Origin of the sequence: Mucilaginibacter sp. (genome assembly GCF_041663085.1) — a bacterium.
Taxonomy (GTDB): domain Bacteria; phylum Bacteroidota; class Bacteroidia; order Sphingobacteriales; family Sphingobacteriaceae; genus Mucilaginibacter.
On the sequence record NZ_JBAZRC010000006.1, the window covers coordinates 21,794 to 39,164 of the forward strand.

General features: G+C 43.8%; 12 protein-coding genes. 7 read left to right on the plus strand and 5 right to left on the minus strand.

Annotated features, from left to right (window positions below; all coding sequences use genetic code 11):
- Nucleotides 1-6: 6 nt before the first annotated feature.
- A complete protein-coding gene (locus WC615_RS03170; protein ID WP_372976695.1) occupies nucleotides 7-1,386 on the minus strand; it encodes a DUF1800 family protein in 1,380 nt (459 codons plus the stop codon).
- Nucleotides 1,387-1,501: 115 nt separating this feature from the next.
- Between WC615_RS03170 and WC615_RS03175 the strand changes: the two genes are divergently transcribed.
- Genes WC615_RS03175 through ruvC form a run of 4 tightly spaced genes read left to right on the plus strand, consistent with a single transcriptional unit; the run spans nucleotide 1,502 to nucleotide 6,679 of the window.
- On the plus strand, nucleotides 1,502-3,472 hold the full coding sequence (locus tag WC615_RS03175; protein ID WP_372976696.1) for a DUF3857 domain-containing protein: 1,971 nt from the start codon (nucleotides 1,502-1,504) through the stop codon (nucleotides 3,470-3,472).
- A gap of 7 nt (nucleotides 3,473-3,479) precedes the next feature.
- Nucleotides 3,480-5,414 (plus strand): DUF3857 domain-containing transglutaminase family protein, encoded by a 1,935-nt coding sequence (locus tag WC615_RS03180; RefSeq protein WP_372976697.1) that lies wholly within the window; start codon nucleotides 3,480-3,482, stop codon nucleotides 5,412-5,414.
- Nucleotides 5,415-5,424: 10 nt separating this feature from the next.
- Complete coding sequence (gene aat, locus WC615_RS03185) at nucleotides 5,425-6,063, plus strand: leucyl/phenylalanyl-tRNA--protein transferase (RefSeq protein ID WP_372976698.1); 639 nt, start codon at nucleotides 5,425-5,427, stop codon at nucleotides 6,061-6,063.
- Nucleotides 6,064-6,082: 19 nt separating this feature from the next.
- The gene (gene ruvC / locus WC615_RS03190) at nucleotides 6,083-6,679 is read left to right on the plus strand and encodes a crossover junction endodeoxyribonuclease RuvC (protein WP_372976699.1); all 597 of its coding nucleotides are present in this window, start codon (nucleotides 6,083-6,085) and stop codon (nucleotides 6,677-6,679) included.
- Nucleotides 6,680-6,684: 5 nt separating this feature from the next.
- Here the strand turns inward: ruvC and WC615_RS03195 are convergent, their stop codons facing one another.
- Complete coding sequence (locus WC615_RS03195; RefSeq protein WP_372976700.1) at nucleotides 6,685-7,209, minus strand: 5'(3')-deoxyribonucleotidase; 525 nt, start codon at nucleotides 7,207-7,209, stop codon at nucleotides 6,685-6,687.
- A gap of 128 nt (nucleotides 7,210-7,337) precedes the next feature.
- Here WC615_RS03195 and WC615_RS03200 point away from each other — a divergent pair, with 128 nt between their 5' ends.
- From WC615_RS03200 to WC615_RS03210, 3 genes are read left to right on the plus strand one after another with little or no spacing between them, the layout of a single operon-like run.
- The gene (locus WC615_RS03200) at nucleotides 7,338-9,734 is read left to right on the plus strand and encodes a TonB-dependent siderophore receptor (RefSeq protein ID WP_372976701.1); all 2,397 of its coding nucleotides are present in this window, start codon (nucleotides 7,338-7,340) and stop codon (nucleotides 9,732-9,734) included.
- Nucleotides 9,735-9,756: 22 nt separating this feature from the next.
- A complete protein-coding gene (locus WC615_RS03205) occupies nucleotides 9,757-12,237 on the plus strand; it encodes a TonB-dependent siderophore receptor (RefSeq protein ID WP_372976702.1) in 2,481 nt (826 codons plus the stop codon).
- 2 nt (nucleotides 12,238-12,239) lie between these two features.
- Nucleotides 12,240-13,418 carry a PepSY-associated TM helix domain-containing protein gene (locus tag WC615_RS03210; protein ID WP_372976703.1) on the plus strand — a complete coding sequence of 393 codons (1,179 nt, stop codon included), beginning with the start codon at nucleotides 12,240-12,242 and terminating at the stop codon, nucleotides 13,416-13,418.
- Between the two features lie 254 nt (nucleotides 13,419-13,672).
- Here the strand turns inward: WC615_RS03210 and WC615_RS03215 are convergent, their stop codons facing one another.
- From WC615_RS03215 to WC615_RS03225, 3 genes are all read right to left on the minus strand, one after another.
- Nucleotides 13,673-14,686 (minus strand): 2Fe-2S iron-sulfur cluster-binding protein, encoded by a 1,014-nt coding sequence (locus tag WC615_RS03215; RefSeq protein WP_372976704.1) that lies wholly within the window; start codon nucleotides 14,684-14,686, stop codon nucleotides 13,673-13,675.
- An 8-nt stretch (nucleotides 14,687-14,694) separates the two neighbouring features.
- On the minus strand, nucleotides 14,695-16,143 hold the full coding sequence (locus WC615_RS03220; RefSeq protein ID WP_372976705.1) for an amino acid permease: 1,449 nt from the start codon (nucleotides 16,141-16,143) through the stop codon (nucleotides 14,695-14,697).
- A gap of 230 nt (nucleotides 16,144-16,373) precedes the next feature.
- Entirely contained in the window at nucleotides 16,374-17,369 is a 996-nt protein-coding gene (locus tag WC615_RS03225; protein ID WP_372976706.1) for a zinc-binding dehydrogenase, read from the minus strand.
- Nucleotides 17,370-17,371 lie beyond the last annotated feature (2 nt).

Genomic DNA, 17,371 nt, shown 5'->3' on the forward strand with positions numbered 1-17,371 from the left:
ATCCAATTAACATAGTTGATACTCGGGTGTCGAAACCAGTTCAATAGCCATTGCCTTTATATTGGTGGCCTTATTGATCATCTGCATTAAGTTGTTACTTATCGGCGTAGCCAACAATACATGTGCAATTGCTGCTTTAGAGGTGCCGGGTGGTATAGCCGCCAAAAAATCATCCCAGTTTGGCTGGCTTTGCGCCGGTGTATTTACATCCTTACGGGCATTAGTGTTTGGTATAGCAGCCAGTACCGCTTCGTCTTCCGGGTCAGTTTTGCCTTTAAAATCAATTACACCATCACTTAAAACCGTTGATGGTATCTTTATCCTGTACATGAGCGATGAGCTATCAATCCAACTTTTGCCACCGGGCCAACCGGCAACATTTGGTGGATTAAACAGCACCTGCCCCAAAGTACGCTGAAACTGCAGCAGCACATCCGGGTTTTTATAATCAACATAAAACTGCCTGCTAAGCCCAACAATAAAATCAACAGGCGATTTAATAATGTTCCCTATATTTTTATCCGCATAAAACCAGTCGGCAGTAAAAATCAATTTCAATACCGGGGTTATCTCATAATTGCTATTGTAAAACACATCGGCCATGGTGTTAATATGCTTAGGGTCGGGGGTGTCATTAACCAGGTATTTATACAACTTAGTACAAATAAAATTTGCCGTTTCCTTTTTTTGCAGCAGGGTATCAATAATATCAGCGCCGGTAAAGTTCCCGGATTTACCCATAAAAGTTTTTGGCCCGGCATCATGCAAAAACTTACGTTCAGCAAATTCGCCGTTATTGTTAAACCCCCATCCGGTAAAAGCCCTGGCCGATTCTTTAATGTCCTGCTCGGTATAATTTCCTCGACCAATGGTAAAAAGCTCCATCAACTCGCGGGCGAAGTTCTCATTAGGGTGGCCCTTTTTATTTTGTTGATTATTTAAAAACTGGAGCATAGCCGGGGCCTGCGAAACCTGCAACAACATGGTGCGGAAATTACCAAGAGCATGCTCTCTGTGTATATTATTCAATTGCTGGGCATACCAGGGGTTTTGTGTACGGCAGGCAAAATGATTATGCCAAAAAAGGGTCATCTTCTCCCGTAACTGGCTATCGCCGCTGCTCATTTGAGTTACCCAGGCAATGTTCAGATCTTTCTCCAGCTGGCGTTGTTGTTGCAAAAACATCTTTTTGGTTAATGCATCATCAGCATCTTTATAGCTACTGTTAGTAGCCACCACATTAAGCTGTCTTATTTCTCCGGAAGCTTTAAAAAGCTGGTCGGTAGTTTGTTTTACAGTGAGGTGCTGCGCTTGTTGCAGATCTGCAAAGCGCAGCCCAAAACCCGCCCTTGCATACAAATGCGCTATTTTTTTTATGCCATCCATTATAGTTATGACAACCATGCCGGGGAGTGGTTTAATCCCTAACGGCAATTTTTTTAATTCACTATTAAAATCATCCCAACAAGTGTTATATTCGTGTCGCCTAACCTTAATTTAAATGAATAAGATTTTTACTGCCCTGGTATTGTGCCTTAGTATTTCATTAGCTAATGCACAAACAAAACCCCTTACCCAGCCCTTCGGTAAAGTTGATGCTGCCGACCTTGAATCAAAAAGCTGCGATTTTGAGAAAGATGCTAACGCTGAGATCCTTTTTGATAAAGCTGAGATATATTATGATGCCAACCTTGACCTTGGGATGGAAAGGCATAAAAGAATAAAAATATATAATACCAATGGAAAAGATAACGCCAATATCCGTATTGAATATTATAGCGGCAACCATGTGGAATATATTACCGGGCTACAGGCACAAACCATTAACTTAGTTAACGGCAAGCCCGAAATAACCAAGCTTGATAAAAAACTGGTGTTTACAGAACGTATTGATAAAATGCGCTCGGCCCTTGTTTTTAGTATGCCCAATGTAAAAGAGGGGTCTATAATTGAATACAAATATATTTGGAACACCAACTCGCTGAGCAATTTCCCCGATTGGTACTTTCAGGACAAACTACCAACACGTTACAGCGAGCTTACCACCTCTATTCCCGACTTTTTGTACTTTAAGCAAAAAGCAAATATAGTACAGCCGCTAATTGTAAACACCCGCAAAGACGAAGGCCGTAGTATGGGCACTGGTACCAACATGGTACCTTACACCCTTGAAAGAAACACAAGGGGAATGGCAAATGTACCATCATTAACGGATGAACCCTACATGACTGCTACTACTGATAATTTGCAGTCTATTATATACCAGTTAACCTCTATCAGGCCAACCATGGGTATCATCAAAAGTTTTTCTGATACCTGGGCAAAGGTTGGGGGCATCCTGGCCGATGATGAAGATTTTGGCCTTCAGCTAAAAAGAAAACTAACCGGCGAGGAAGCCATCATTGCAAAAGCCAAGGCACTTAAAACCGACGACCAAAAGATACAATACATTTTTGGCGAAGTAAAAAACACCATGAAATGGGATGGCGTTGACCGCTGGTACACCAATGACGGCACTTCAAAAGCCTGGGAAAAGAAAACCGGCAACTCGGCCGAAGTTAACCTGATACTATACCATTTATTAAAACAGGCCGGCGTTAAAGCTTACCCAATGGTAGTAAGCACGCGCGAACATGGCAAGGTAGTACCTTACTATACTTTTTTATACCAGTTTAACAGGGCGGTGGTTTATATACCCATAGATAGTACCCGCAACTATGTGCTTGATGCAACAAACAAGTATAATATTTATAATGAACTGCCCGACAACCTGCTGAACTCTGACGCTTTGTATATTGACAAGGAAAAGAAACAGTATGATATGGTTTACCTGGAAAGGAAAGACCCCGTTAGGCAGATAGTGATTGTAAGGGGCGAAGTTAAACCGGATGGAAAAATGAACGGCACGGCACAAATAAGCAGCTTTGGCTATAACCGTATCCATACCCTATCGCGCTACAAAACAGATGGCGAGCAAAAATATACCGACTATTTAAGGGAGAATAACAATAACCTGAAGGTAACATCGCTTAAGTTTGATAACATGGAAATTGATACCCTGCCGTTAACGCAAAACATTAATTTCAACCTCGACCTGACCAGTTCTGATGATAATTACATCTACTTTGTACCAAATATCTTTAGTTCGTTACGCACCAATCCGTTTTTAAGCGAAAACAGGCGCACTGATATTGAATTTGGTTACCGTAATAGCTATTCTATTATAGGCACCTATACATTACCCGCAAATTATAAAATTGATGCGCTGCCAAAAAGCGCTACCATGACCATGCCCGATGGCAGCATTACCTTTAAACGCTATGTGGCCACAGAGAACGGCACTTTAATGGTACGCTATGTTATTGATCATAAAAGCACCCTTTATCCTAAAGATAGCTACCCGGATTTCCGTGAGTTTTATAAAAAGATGTATGAGATGCTGAACGAGCAGGTTGTGTTAAAAAAATCTTAACCTAAAAATGAAACACACCATTCTTAAGCTGCTGGCTTGCGCGGCTACTATCATGTTTTTTAATAGCGGCTATGTTATTGCACAAGATAAACTATCAAAAGACCTTTATATTGCAGCTACTATACCCGATTCTTTAAAGGATAAGGCCAACTCTGTGGTGCGTTATTCATCTGATGAATTATACATCAAAGGCAAGGATAAAATTATCACAAGGCACCACAGCATTATTACCATTTTAAATGAAAAAGGGGATGATGAATCGCGGTTGATCTTGTATTACGACAAAAAATTCAATACCGTAAATAGTGTAGAGGTAGTGGCGTATAACGCTGCGGGTACGCAATTAAAAAAATACCACAAAAGCGATATGTACGATAGGGCAGCTATTGATGGCATGTCTATCATAACTGATTACCGCTTGCTTGCATTATCGCACACTGTAGCGTCATACCCGGCCACCATTGAGGTTACTTACGAAACCAGCAGGAACAGTTATCTTGATTTGGGAGAGTGGCAATACCTGGAACCCGAAAAAGCAGTGCAATATGCCGAATACATTGTACGCACAACTCCCGAAAGCGGCTTTAGATATATCAATAAAAATACCACTATAAAACCGCAAAAAACATACGAAGACGGCTTTGATAAATACATTTGGAAAGTTAGTAGCCTAAAAGCTATAAAACCCGAAAAGGATGCGGTTAACTGGCAGGTATTTCCCCACATTGCTTTTGCTACCAAATATTTTCAGTTTGATGGCCTGCCCGGCGATATAAGCAACTGGCAAAGTTACGGCAAGTGGCAGCAGGCCTTAAATGCCGACGTTTGTACACTTACTCCGCAGCGTGTTGAAGAGATAAAGGCTATGACCGCCGATTTAAAAACCGATAAGGAAAAGGCCCGGTTCCTGTACAATTACATGCAGCAAAACATGCGTTATGTAAGCATACAGCTGGGTATTGGCGGCCTTAAACCCTTCCCCGCTACTTTTGTTGATCAAAAAAAATATGGTGATTGTAAAGCTTTGTCAAATTACATGTCGGCCTTGTTAAAGGCGGTGAACATCCCGTCATACTATGCCATGATCCGCGCCGGCGAAAATGAGGAACCCGCTACAACCTCGTTCCCGTCAGATCCTTTTAACCATGTTATTTTGTGTATCCCCTTTAAGGGCGATACTACCTGGCTGGAATGTACCAGCAACACCAAACCTTTTGGTAAGCTTGGATCGTTTACCGAAAACCGCAACGCCCTGCTTATTACCGAAAACGGCGGTGTATTGATGAATACCCCAAAAAGCACTATGCAGGACAACCAGTTTAACAGCGAGGTGCACCTTACACTTAACCCGGAAGGTGGCGCGAAAGCCGAAGTGAAGATTTTAAGCACTGGCGGCTATCGCGATGATTATATTGGCCTGGCATCTTTAAAAACTGATGAGCAGAAAGAGTATCTGATAAGGGCTTTGAACATGAAGCAACCATCCATAATAGATGTTAAACCCGCTACCGATAAAGACGGCACCAAAGAGATAGGCATTGACCTGGAATACGATAAGTTTTGCGACATAGCCGCAGGCAATAAAATGTTTTACCGCCCCCGCGCGTTCGACCTGTGGGGAACAACCATACCTGTTTTGGAGAAAAGAAGAAACGATTTTTACTTTTCGCACCCTATGCAAAAATCATGCGTAACTACTATTGACCTGCCTGCCGGCTTTGAGGTAGAAACCCTGCCTGTTAATCAAAATTTAACTTTTACTTATGGCAGCTATGATGTAAAATACGTTTACGACGCTGTAAAAAACCAGGTAATAAGCACCACTAAATTTAACCTAACAAACCACGTAATACCTGCTGCCAAATACAACGAAATGCAGCAATACATGGATAACATTGCCAAAGCGCAAAATAAAAAGCTGGTGATACGCAAGAAGGCTTAATTTTGCCTGCATGATCTTCCGGCTTGATGACCGTTTACTGTTCCCCAACCCTTCGCTTGCCGAAGAGGATGGGTTGTTGGCAGTAGGCGGAGATCTTTCTACAGAGCGTTTGCTGCTGGCCTATCAGAATGGTATTTTCCCATGGTATAGCGACGACGACCCTATCCTGTGGTATTCGCCGCACGAAAGGTTTGTGCTTTACCCTGCCGAATTGAATGTATCAAAATCAATGAGGCAGGTTTTACGTTCAAATAAATTCACTGTTACTACCGATACCTGTTTTAGCGATGTTGTTGCTGCCTGTTCATCTGCAAAACGCGAAGGACAGGACGGCACCTGGATAACTGATGATATGATGGCCGCTTATGCCAAACTACACCGCGAGGGCTACGCCCATTCGGTTGAGGTTTGGCTTGATGGCAAACTTGTTGGCGGGCTTTATGGCGTACACGCCGGCGATGTATTTTGCGGCGAAAGTATGTTTAGCCTGGTGAGTAACGCCTCAAAAACCGCGCTGATATGGCTTTGCAATACCGGTAAATATAAGCTGATAGATTGCCAGGTTTATACAGAACACCTGGAGAGCATGGGTGCGCGTATGATACCCCGCGAAGATTATCTCAGCATACTGCATAAAACCGTTGCCTAAACATTAGTTTTGTAAACAGATGGAGCAGGCAAATCACAAAGAGCGTATTATTTTAGGGATTGACCCGGGCACAGCAGTAATGGGCTACGGCCTGGTGCTGGAGAAAGGCCCCAAAATTGAACTGATAAGCCTGGGTGTGGTTAAGATGGATAAGATTGACGACCACATGCTGAAACTGCAACGCATTTTTGAAAAAACCGTTGCCCTTATTGATAACTACAAACCCGATTGCCTGGCCATCGAGGCCCCTTTTTACGGCAAAAACATACAAGTAATGCTAAAGCTTGGCCGCGCGCAGGGTGTTTGTATGGCCGCTGCACTATCGCGCAATGTATCTATTACCGAGTATGCACCCCGTAAAATAAAACAGTCCATCACCGGTAATGGCAGCGCCACCAAAGAGCAGGTATCGGCCATGCTGCAAACCCTTTTAAAGTTCTCCGAAACACCCGATTTTTTTGACGCTACCGACGGATTGGCCGTAGCCGTGTGCCACTCATTTCAAAAAATACAGGTATCACGCGGGGGCAAGGTCACCAGTAAAAAAAGCCACTCGGGCTGGGAGGCATTTGTAAAAGATAATGCCGCCAGGGTAAGTATTATCCCCAAAAAATAGTATTGCTATAGTAGCATCTTACGTACATCCGCCCAGTTATCAACGCGTATATCCCACTCCACATCGTGGTTATGGCTGGCGGTAAATAATATGCCCTGCCCAATAAAACGTTTAAAATGCTTTACGTTATCATCAATCAGGTAATCGGCGTTGATGATGCTTTTATCGCCGCAAAAAACGATGTTATTCCACGAAATGTACGGAAAATGCTTGCCCAGCCAATCCAGTTTGGGCAACAGGGAATTAGGGAATTCCATAGCAGCAGTGGTGATAAAGATCTCATACTTTTCATACAGGTCTTTAATTACCTCCTGGCAACCGGGAATAACCTCCAGGTCTTTAAAAAAGTCATCATGATATACATATTCCTGTATCAGGTACCTATGATCATGTGGCAGTAGTTCTGAAAATTTTTTAGAGTTAAGTTCTTCGAGGGTAAATTCGATGTTGTGATCGCGCTTGTACCATTCTGCAAAACGATGGTTAGCGTCAGCTATCACCTCATCCATATCAATAGCTATTCTCTTCATAGTGTGTCATTAGTACACAAATATAAAGTCTTTAAATCAGTAACTTATTTATAATTATTCTAAATAATTTGGATAACAAGTCATTAGAATGTACTTTTGGCCATTATTTATAATTAGTCTTAATAAGAATGAAGATAACGAATACCTGCCTCTTATCAAAATCAGCTTTACTGTTTTTCCTATTCTTTACTATTTCAACCATTACATTGGCACAACAAAATGCTATTGTTAAGGGAACAATAAAAACATCCGACGGTCAACCGGCCCAAGCAGTATCTGTAGGGGTTAAAAGCACTTCGATAGGTGCTATGACCAATATTAATGGCGATTTTCAATTTAAACTAAAACCCGGCACCTACATTATACATGTATCGGCAATAGGTTTGGCAAGTGAAGAAAAATCAGTAACAGTTACTGCAGGCAACACCACTATTGTTAATTTTAGCTTAAGGGAAAACTCCAGTCAGTTAAAAGAAGTTACCATCTCAGATAATAAGCGCAAGTTTAAAATTGATAACCCATCGCCAACGCTGCGCTTAAACGAACCGCTGTTACAAATTCCGCAAAATATACAGGTGGTAAGCGGCGATCAGTTGCAAGAGCAGCAGATCTTTAACATGCTTGAAGGTGTATCGCGCAACGTAAGTGGTTTAACCATGCAGGAGCACTGGGGTAACTACGCCCGTGTTAACGGCCGTGGCGACAGGCTTGCAGCTTTCCGTAACGGGATGAATATTGAGGCAACCTGGGGGCCACTGACAGAAGACATGTCGTTTGTTGACCGTATTGAGTTTGTAAAAGGCCCGGCAGGTTTTATGCTGGCCAACGGCAACCCATCCGGTTTTTACAACGTGGTTACTAAAAAACCTACAGGTTTAACCAGCCAATCGTTCAATTTTACTGCGGGCAGCTTTAACAACTACCGCGCCACGGCCGATTTTGACGGCAAACTGACCAGTGATGGCAAATTACAATACCGCCTAAACCTGATGGGGCAAATGTCAGAATCATGGCGCCCGTACGATTTTACGAACCGCGTTGCCATAGCACCCGTATTGCGTTATAAATTTGATGATAAAAATACTTTAACTGCCGAATACACCTACCAGTTTCAGCGCATGAATGCTTTTGGTTCGGCGTACTTATTCTCTACCGATGGTTACGCAAGTTTGCCCCGTAACTTTACCAATGCCCCATCAAATTCTCCGGCAACCAACATCAAAGACCATAGCGCATTTTTAACTTACGAACATAAATTCAATGATAAATGGAAGGTAACCGCACAAGGCGCTTACTTTAACTATGCACAAAAGGGCTACAGCTATTGGATAAACAGCATTGCCGACAATGGCGATATTGACCGGAACCTTGGTTTATGGGATGCTATTAACAAAAATAAATTTGCCCAGGCATTTGTAAACGGCGAGGTAAAAACCGGTGCTATTAATCACCGTATTTTGGGAGGTGTAGATATTGGCGATAAATACTACATCCCCGATTATATCCAATCAGGCTCGCTTGACCCTGACCCGGCTAATATGTTTAATATTCATAACCCTAATAACGGCCCGGTTACCTTACCTGTATTTGACAGAGATACCCCGCTTAGCGAACGTGGCAAAGATTGGTATACCACAGAGAAATACCAGTCTGTATATGTACAGGACGAATTAGGTTTTTTTAATGATAAACTGCGCTTAACCATTGGCGGACGGTTTACCCATGCTACCACATTTGACGCCAGCGCTGCTGAGGGTTTTAAAAACACTAACGACAAAAAGATAACACCACGTATTGGTATAAGCTATTCTGTTGATTCGGCAACCAGCGTTTATGGTGTTTATGACCAGGCATTTTTACCGCAAAACGGAAATATTGCCGGTGGCGGCAAGGTTAAACCAATTACAGGTAACAATTTCGAATTAGGCGTTAAGCGCGATTGGTTTGATGGTAAATGGAGCACTTCATTATCTGCTTACAGGATACTTAAGAACAACCAGTTAGTTGGCGTGCCGGGCAACACAAATGAAGTTGTACAATTAGGCCAAACTAAAACACAGGGTATTGAGTTTGATGCCCGCGGCGAGATCATTACCGGTTTAAGCTTCATGATCAATTACGCTTACACGGATTCTAAGATCTCTAAAGATGCCGACCCTGCAAACGTAGGCAACCCGGTACCGGGCTTTGCTAAGCAGGTAACCAATGCATGGTTAACCTACCGCATACAACGCGGTGTATTAAAAGGCTTAGGTTTTTCGAGCGGATACCAATGGCAGATAGACCGTTTGCCGTGGAGCCTTGGCACCGGCACTTCAGACCTACCAAACTATTTCCGTTTAGACGCCGGTGCATCTTACCAGCTCAGGAAAATGAGCTTCGCGGTAAATGTAAACAACGTTTTAAATACCTACCTGTACTCCGGCGGTCATGAAGATTACCTGAGCGCTACGGGCAAAACCGTTTACAGCTGGCAGGCCGAAGCACCAACAACAGTACGTTTAAGCGTTGGCTATAAATTTTAATATCCCTAACTCAATTCATATAATGAAGACATCATTCCCTAATTTATTTAAGCTATTCGCGGCAATTGTAGTGCTGCTAACCCTGATAAACCCCGCAAGCCTGTTTGCACAAAACAGGGGCACCTTACAAGGTAAAGTGGTAACCCAAAAAAATGAGCCTGCCGCTAATGTTTCTATAGGCCTAAGCGGCACCCGCATAGGTACCAGCACTTCAGATAATGGCGATTTCTCATTTAAAGCACCTGCCGGTAGTTATACCATTATCATATCATATGTTGGTGTACAAACTGTTGAAGTACCTGTTACTGTTACTGCAAATCAGGCAACCGTTGTGCCTACTATTACCATTAATGCTAACCTGTCGCAGTTAACAGAAGTTAATGTTATCGCAAGCAGGTCAAATCGTTTTGCACGCAAAGTGAGTACCGATGTAGGTAAGATCCCTTTGGATAATCTGGAAAACGCACAAAGCTATACTACCATTAGCAGCGAGCTTATCAAAGAGCAACAAATATTTTCTGTTGATGAGGCTTTAAGAAATGCCCCGGGCATCCAAAAAATGTGGGATGCAACCAACCGCGTAGCCGATGGCGGTGGTTACTTTACTCTACGCGGTTTTGTTACGCAAACACGTTTACGTAATGGCATTGCCGGCTTAGTTACCAGCACCATTGATGCTGTTAACATTGATAAAATTGAAGTGATAAAAGGCCCGTCTGCTACATTATTCGGGAGTACTTTAACATCTTTTGGTGGCCTGATAAACAGGGTTACTAAAAAACCTTATGAAACGTTTGGCCTTGAGGTTGGAGAATCGGTAGGCAGTTATGATCTTAACCGTACTACTATTGACCTCAATACACCAATCGGCTCAAAAGTTGCCTTTCGTTTAAACTCTGCTTACAATTACGAGGGCAGTTTTCAAAATTATGGTAAGAGCCGCACGTATGCAATTGCACCAAGCTTGTCAATTAAAGCTAACGACAAATTATCGTTCTTATTAGAAGCCGAAATGTTTTATGGCCGTAACGCCGCTAAGCCATTCTTCTTTTTCTACGATTCGCCGAAAGCTTTGGGTATAACCAAGGTTAGTCAATTAAACATCGACTATAAAAACGCTTATTCAAACGACGACATTACTTCGTATAGTCGCAGTTTAAATTACTTTGCGCAAGCCAATTACAAAATATCTGATAAGTTTACCTCGCAAACGGTATTCTCAAATTCAAATAGTTTCTCTAACGGGCCAAGCCCATACTACTATTTGGTTACCGATGCAAGGGCAATTGGCATTGCAGCTGCTGATGGCATAACATTACCAGACCCTGCAGGCGAGCATAACTATATTTACCGTAACGACCAATCTACCTCTAACAGTAAATTTGGCGCTACCGAGATACAGGAGAACATTAACGGTGATTTTAACACCGGTTCAATTCGCCACCGTTTTGTATTTGGCTTAGATTATCAACATCAAAACTCTCACCAGATATATTTTGGTAACGCTTATGGTATAGCGCCAATAAATGACCCTAACTATGATTACGGATCGTTTAACAAAGCATTGGTTGATGCTACAAATGCTGCCAACCCGCTTACTGCGGCTAATACCTATCCTTACATTTACAAAACCAACACCTACAGCACATACATGTCTGATGTTGTAAACCTTACCGACAGGTTAATAGCTTCTGTTGGTTTACGTGTCGACCGTTTTGAGAATAAGGGAAATTACCTGCTTGATGGCACACAATCAACCAAGCCATACGGCCAAACTGCTTTCTCGCCAAAATTCGGCCTGATCTTTCAACCGGTTAAGGATGTGATCTCGTTATTTGCCAACTTCCAAAACGGGTTCCAGAACACCCAGGTTTTCTTAGATGCAAACAATCTGCCCGTTACACCTAAAGTGCAAAATGCAACCCAAATTGAAGGAGGTGTTAAAGCAGCCTTATTTAATGGAAAATTGAACGGTACAATTAGTTATTACGATATTAACTTAACCAATATCATCAGGAACGTACCCGGGTCAAATACCGCATTTGTTCAGGATGGCACGCAAAAAAGCAAGGGTTTTGAGTTAGAAGTTGTTGCTAACCCGGTATCTGCAGTAAACATTGTAGCCGGTTTTGCTTACAACAATTCAAAGTTTACCAAAGCCGATGCCGATGTACAAGGCTTACGCCCAAACACCGCAGGTTCGCCTTACCTGGCCAACGTTTATGTTAGTTACCGTTTGCCACAAAGTTTTGTTAAAGGTTTAGGCGTTGGTGTTGGTGGCAATTACGCCAGTAGCAATAAAATAATAAACAGTGTTAGCCAGGGCACTTTTGAGTTACCATCATATACCTTGTTAAATGCTTCGGTATATCTGGACAGGCCTAAGTACCGCTTTGGCTTAAGCGGCAACAACTTAACCGATAAGCATTATTATACCGGTTACACAACCATTAACCCGCAAAGGTTACGTCAGTTTGTGTTAAGCGCATCATATAAACTGTAAGTATGACCCCATTTAAAAAAGTACTGCTTTTTTGCCACCGCTGGCTCGGATTTATCTCCGGGCTTGTGGTGTTTATTGTAAGCATAACCGGTTGTATCTTTTGTTTTCAGGATGAGATACAGGATGCGATACACGATCACCGTTCCGTACAAAATACCGGTAAGCCATACGTACAGCCATCGCAACTGATAAACGAGGTAAAAAAAGCTTACCCTAAGGCAAGCCCCGATTTTATTTATTACTTCGGCACAGAAAGACCTGCAGGCGTATATGCCAACCTGGGTAAGGATGGGTATGAAATTGTATATTTAAATCCTTACACGGGCAAGATAACTTACCACGAAAAACCGCAAACAAACTTTTTCATCATTGTAGAATATATTCACTTGTACCTGCTGTTGCCGCCGGCCATTGGTAAGTGGATAGTTGGTGTATCGGTTATTGTTTTTATGGTGATCATGATCACAGGCCTTATCCTTTGGTGGCCTAAACGCAAAAGCGACCGCAAACGTAGTTTCACCATTAAATGGGGCGGCCGCTGGCGCAGGATTAATTATGACCTGCATAATGTGCTTGGCTTTTATGCAACATCCATCGCCATTATATTGTCTATAACCGGCCTGGCTATAGCTTTTGAGCCGGTAAGTAAAGCCATCTACAACACTGCAAATATTGGCAGAAATATTAAATACGAGGACGAAGTAACCGAGCCGAAGTCCGACTCGCTTAAAAGGGCCGGGATTGCCAATAAGCCGGTTGTTGATATTGCATTTGCATACGCCAGGCAACAAGCCCCCGAGGCTGAAATGTTTTTGATCCATAACGACCCTGCTTTATCAGGTGCTATTGGCGTTGGCGCTTACGCCAAATCGCTGCACTACTCAAATGCCAATGGTTTCGAGTTTGATAAATACAACGGCAAGCTGCTTAAATCATATATATATGATAAAAAAAGCCCCGGCCTGAAGCTGAACGAGATGAACTATGATATCCATGTGGGCCAGATAGGTGGCTTAACCACCAAGATTATCGCGTTTTTAGCCAGCTTAATTTGCGCCAGCTTACCCATAACCGGGTTTATCATCTGGCTGGGCAAACGCAAAAAATCAAAATCGAAAGGTAAGAAAGTGCGGGATGCGGTGCATCATAAAACGCATAAGCGCGTAGTGCAACAAGCCTGATTTTTTCAACCACAGAGGGCACAAAGAAAGAACCACAAAGGCCACGGAGATTTACTCTTTGTGGCCTTTGGTTTATCCCGGCCGTTGTTGGTGTTGTCACCAACAACATTTAGGACGGCTAAAACTTGCAAAACTTGGATGCATGGCGGCTTGTTGGTGACAACACCAACAAGGGCCAAAATTAAATCACTTATTATAAGATACTTATAAAAATTCAAAGTGTTCACGGCAGTGAACGTGAACGGTTAGTATGGCTATCTGTACTCCACTTCCACATCATCCGTCAAAGCATGGCCGGTACAGGTTAAGATCCAGCCTTTGGCGATATCCTCATCGGTTAATACTTCGTTTTTGGCCATCTCTACCTTGCCGGTTTTACAAAAGGCAACACAGGCCGAGCAAATGCCACTACGGCAACTATAAGGTAGCTGAATGTTATTCTGCAAGGCGGCCTGCAATATGGATTGGTTCTCTCCCGCAGCAATATCATGCAGCTCGTTATTAAAATTAATGCGGATATTTTTTGGCGGATAATTAGTTTGACTGCCCGTAACCGGTACGGTCTCCAGCACAAAGTTTTCCTTGTGGATCTGTTGCGCATCAATCCCCATGTAAAGCAATGTAAGCCTGATCATTCGCATATACACAAATGGGCCGCACAGATAAAATTCGGCTTTATCTTTGGAAAATGACAGCTGCTCGTTCACCAGTTGCTCTACTTGGATATTGGTTAGCCTGTTGGCCTCACTACTTAGCAGGTGGGTAATAGTAAACCTGTCGGGATAGCCTGCCAGTAGCTCATTTAGTTCGTTATTAAACAATACCGATTCGGGGCTTTGGCTGCTGTATATCAAATGCAGCTTGCTCTCGCCGGGGCGGTTCAGGATGTATTTGAGTTGGGAGAAAACTGGTGTGATACCACTCCCGGCAGCAAAAAATAAAATGTCTTTTGGTGTTGCATACTCTTTTACTGTAAATACCCCGGCAGGCTCAACAACGTTCAGCACATCGCCTACATTAACTTTGGTGAGCAGGAACCGCGAGATCTCGCCATTGCTGATCCGTTTTACCGTAATAGCCATACGCTCATCATCCGGCGATGAACTTAACGAGTAAGAACGGCGTACCTCCTGGTTATGGTGGTTAAACACCAACGTAATAAATTGCCCTGCTTTATAAGGCACCGTACTGCCAACCGCCCTAACCAGGTAAAAAGTAGCCGTATCCGGCGATTCCCATTTAATTCCGTCAACCCGTAATTGAAGCATGCGCAAATTTACTCTTTCGCCATCCTTTTTCTTAATACACTATTCTTTTTACCGTAGGTATAATAGATGACTAAGCCAATGGCTAACCATATGATCAGCCTTAACCAGGTATCGCCCGGTAAAAATGTCATCATGGCAAAGCAGGTTAATATCCCTAATATAGGCACCAAAGGCACAAACGGTGTTTTAAACGGCCGGTGTACATCGGGCTGCTGTTTGCGTAAAATAAGTACGCTCGCGCATACCATCACAAAGGCAAGCAGGGTGCCAATGCTGGTCATTTCGCCTACTACCTTTATGGGTACAAATGCCGCAAAAATAGCGATGAACGCACAAAGCAGGATGTTCGATTTCCATGGTGTGCGGAATTTGCTGTGCACTTCAGAGAATACTTTTGGCAACAACCCATCTTTAGACATGGAGAAAAATACCCGTGACTGGCCCAGCAGATCAACCAATATAACCGAGGTATAACCTATCAATATAGCCAGTACAATGGCCTTGCTTAACCACTGGTAATGTGTTTTTTCTATAGCGATGGCAACCGGTGCTCCCGAGCCAATGAACTCTTTATAATTAGCCATCCCCGTCATCACATGCGCGAAGATCACAAACAGGATGGTACATACCACCAGCGAACCGATAATCCCGATAGGCATATTACGCTGCGGGTTCTTGGCCTCCTGAGCAGCGGTTGATACGGCATCAAAACCGATAAAAACAAAGAATACCAAACCGGCGCCACGCAGTATGCCCGACCAGCCATAATCGCCCCAAACGCCTGTGTTTTGCGGAATGTAAGGATGATAGTTTGCCGGGTTAATGAACGACCAGCCCACCGCGATGAACACCAGCACCACGCCAACTTTTAAACTTACAATGATGGCATTGATGAGCGCCGAGCCTTTTGTACCCCTAATGATAACGCTGGTAACCAGCACCACAATTAAAGCGGCAGGCAGGTTCATAATGCCACGCACCACATCGCCATTGGCTGCCTTTGAGGTTTCAAACGGCGACAGGATAAGCTGCGGAGGCAGGTATAGATCAAACCACGAAAGAAACTTGGTGAGGTATTGCGACCAGCTAATGGCCACAGTGGCAGCACCAACTGCATATTCCAGCATCAGGTCCCACCCTATTATCCAGGCAAAAAGCTCGCCCATGGTTGCGTATGAGTAGGTGTAGGCACTACCCGCCACAGGTATCATGGCCGAAAACTCGGCATAACACAAGGCTGCAAATGTACAGCCCAAAGCGGCTATTAAAAATGATATGGTTACCGCCGGGCCGGAATGCTGGCCTGCGGCGATGCCGGTTAATGAGAATAAGCCCGCGCCAATAATAATGCCTATACCAATAAGGATAAGGTTAACCGGGCCAAGCGAACGTTTTAATGAGTGCTCCCCTTCTTCTTTCGACTCCCGGAGCAATAGCTCGATAGGTTTTTTGATCATACTACAATTAAGCCTACAAAATTAGTAGATTATTTTTGAAAGCCTAATGAATACTGATTGCAAGGGAGAAACGTGAGGGTTTTATGACTATCTACCATGGCCGTCGCTCGGCTCCCGCCGAGTGACCGTTATTATACGGCGTCCCGCCGCAGTCATAAATTAATTTGGCGGCCGGAGGCCTTATCATAATCATCACTCGGCAGGAGCCGAGCGATTGCAAAAGATTTAATCTACAACGCTATCACAATCTTCCCAAACTGTTTAGCCGCTCCCATCTTATCAAAAGCCTTTTTAGCATCTGTCAGCGGGAAAACCTCGTCAACCACAGGCACTATTTGGTGCAGATTAACAAAGGCAAGCATGGCTTTAAAATCATCCTGCGTACCCATGGTTGTACCCAATATCTGCAGTTGTTTCCAAAAGATAGGCCTTGCGTTCAGCTCGGGGATATTACCTGCTGTGCCACCAAAAAACACGATGCGGCCACCGGGGTTACAAATATCCGGGATCCTGGCAAAATCAGGCCCAAGGGCGCTATCCACCACAATATCAAAACCACCGCCGCTAAAGTGTTTCAGCTCCTGCGCCCAATCCTGCGCTTTGTAGTTTACACCGGCGCAAGCCCCAAGTTGTTTAGCCCGGTCTATCTTTTCGCCCGTGCCCGATGTTACAAAAACCTGCGCCCCGGCGGCTACTGCAAACTGTAAGGTGAACGATCCGGTACCTGCACCAACACCAACCACTAATACCTTGTCGCCTTTTTTGATATGCGCTTTGGTGAACAATGCCCGGTATGCCGTAAGCCCCGCCAAAGGCAATGCCGCTGCCTGTTCCCAGTTTAAATGGGGCGGTTTTGGGTAAAGGTATTCGGCTTTTACCAATACATATTCGGCCATAGTGCCATCCTCGGGCAGCCCTAATATTTTAAACTCTTTTGATTGAAACTCCGGGTGCTCGCCCCAGTTATGCGATGGGTTAATGATCACTTCTTTGTTGAGCCAGTCGCCTGCGCCTTCACCAGCTTCGGCAACAATGCCTGAGCCATCGGCACCAAGGATGGTTGGGTATTTGATACCGGCGTACTTGCCCTGGGTTATCCACCAGTCGCGGCGGTTTAGGGCTGCTGCCTTTATCTGTACCAGTACCTCGCCCGGGCCGGGTGTGGGTTTGGCAACATCTTTTATAACCAAAGGGTTTTCTGCGGATTCAAGGACGATGGCTTTCATGG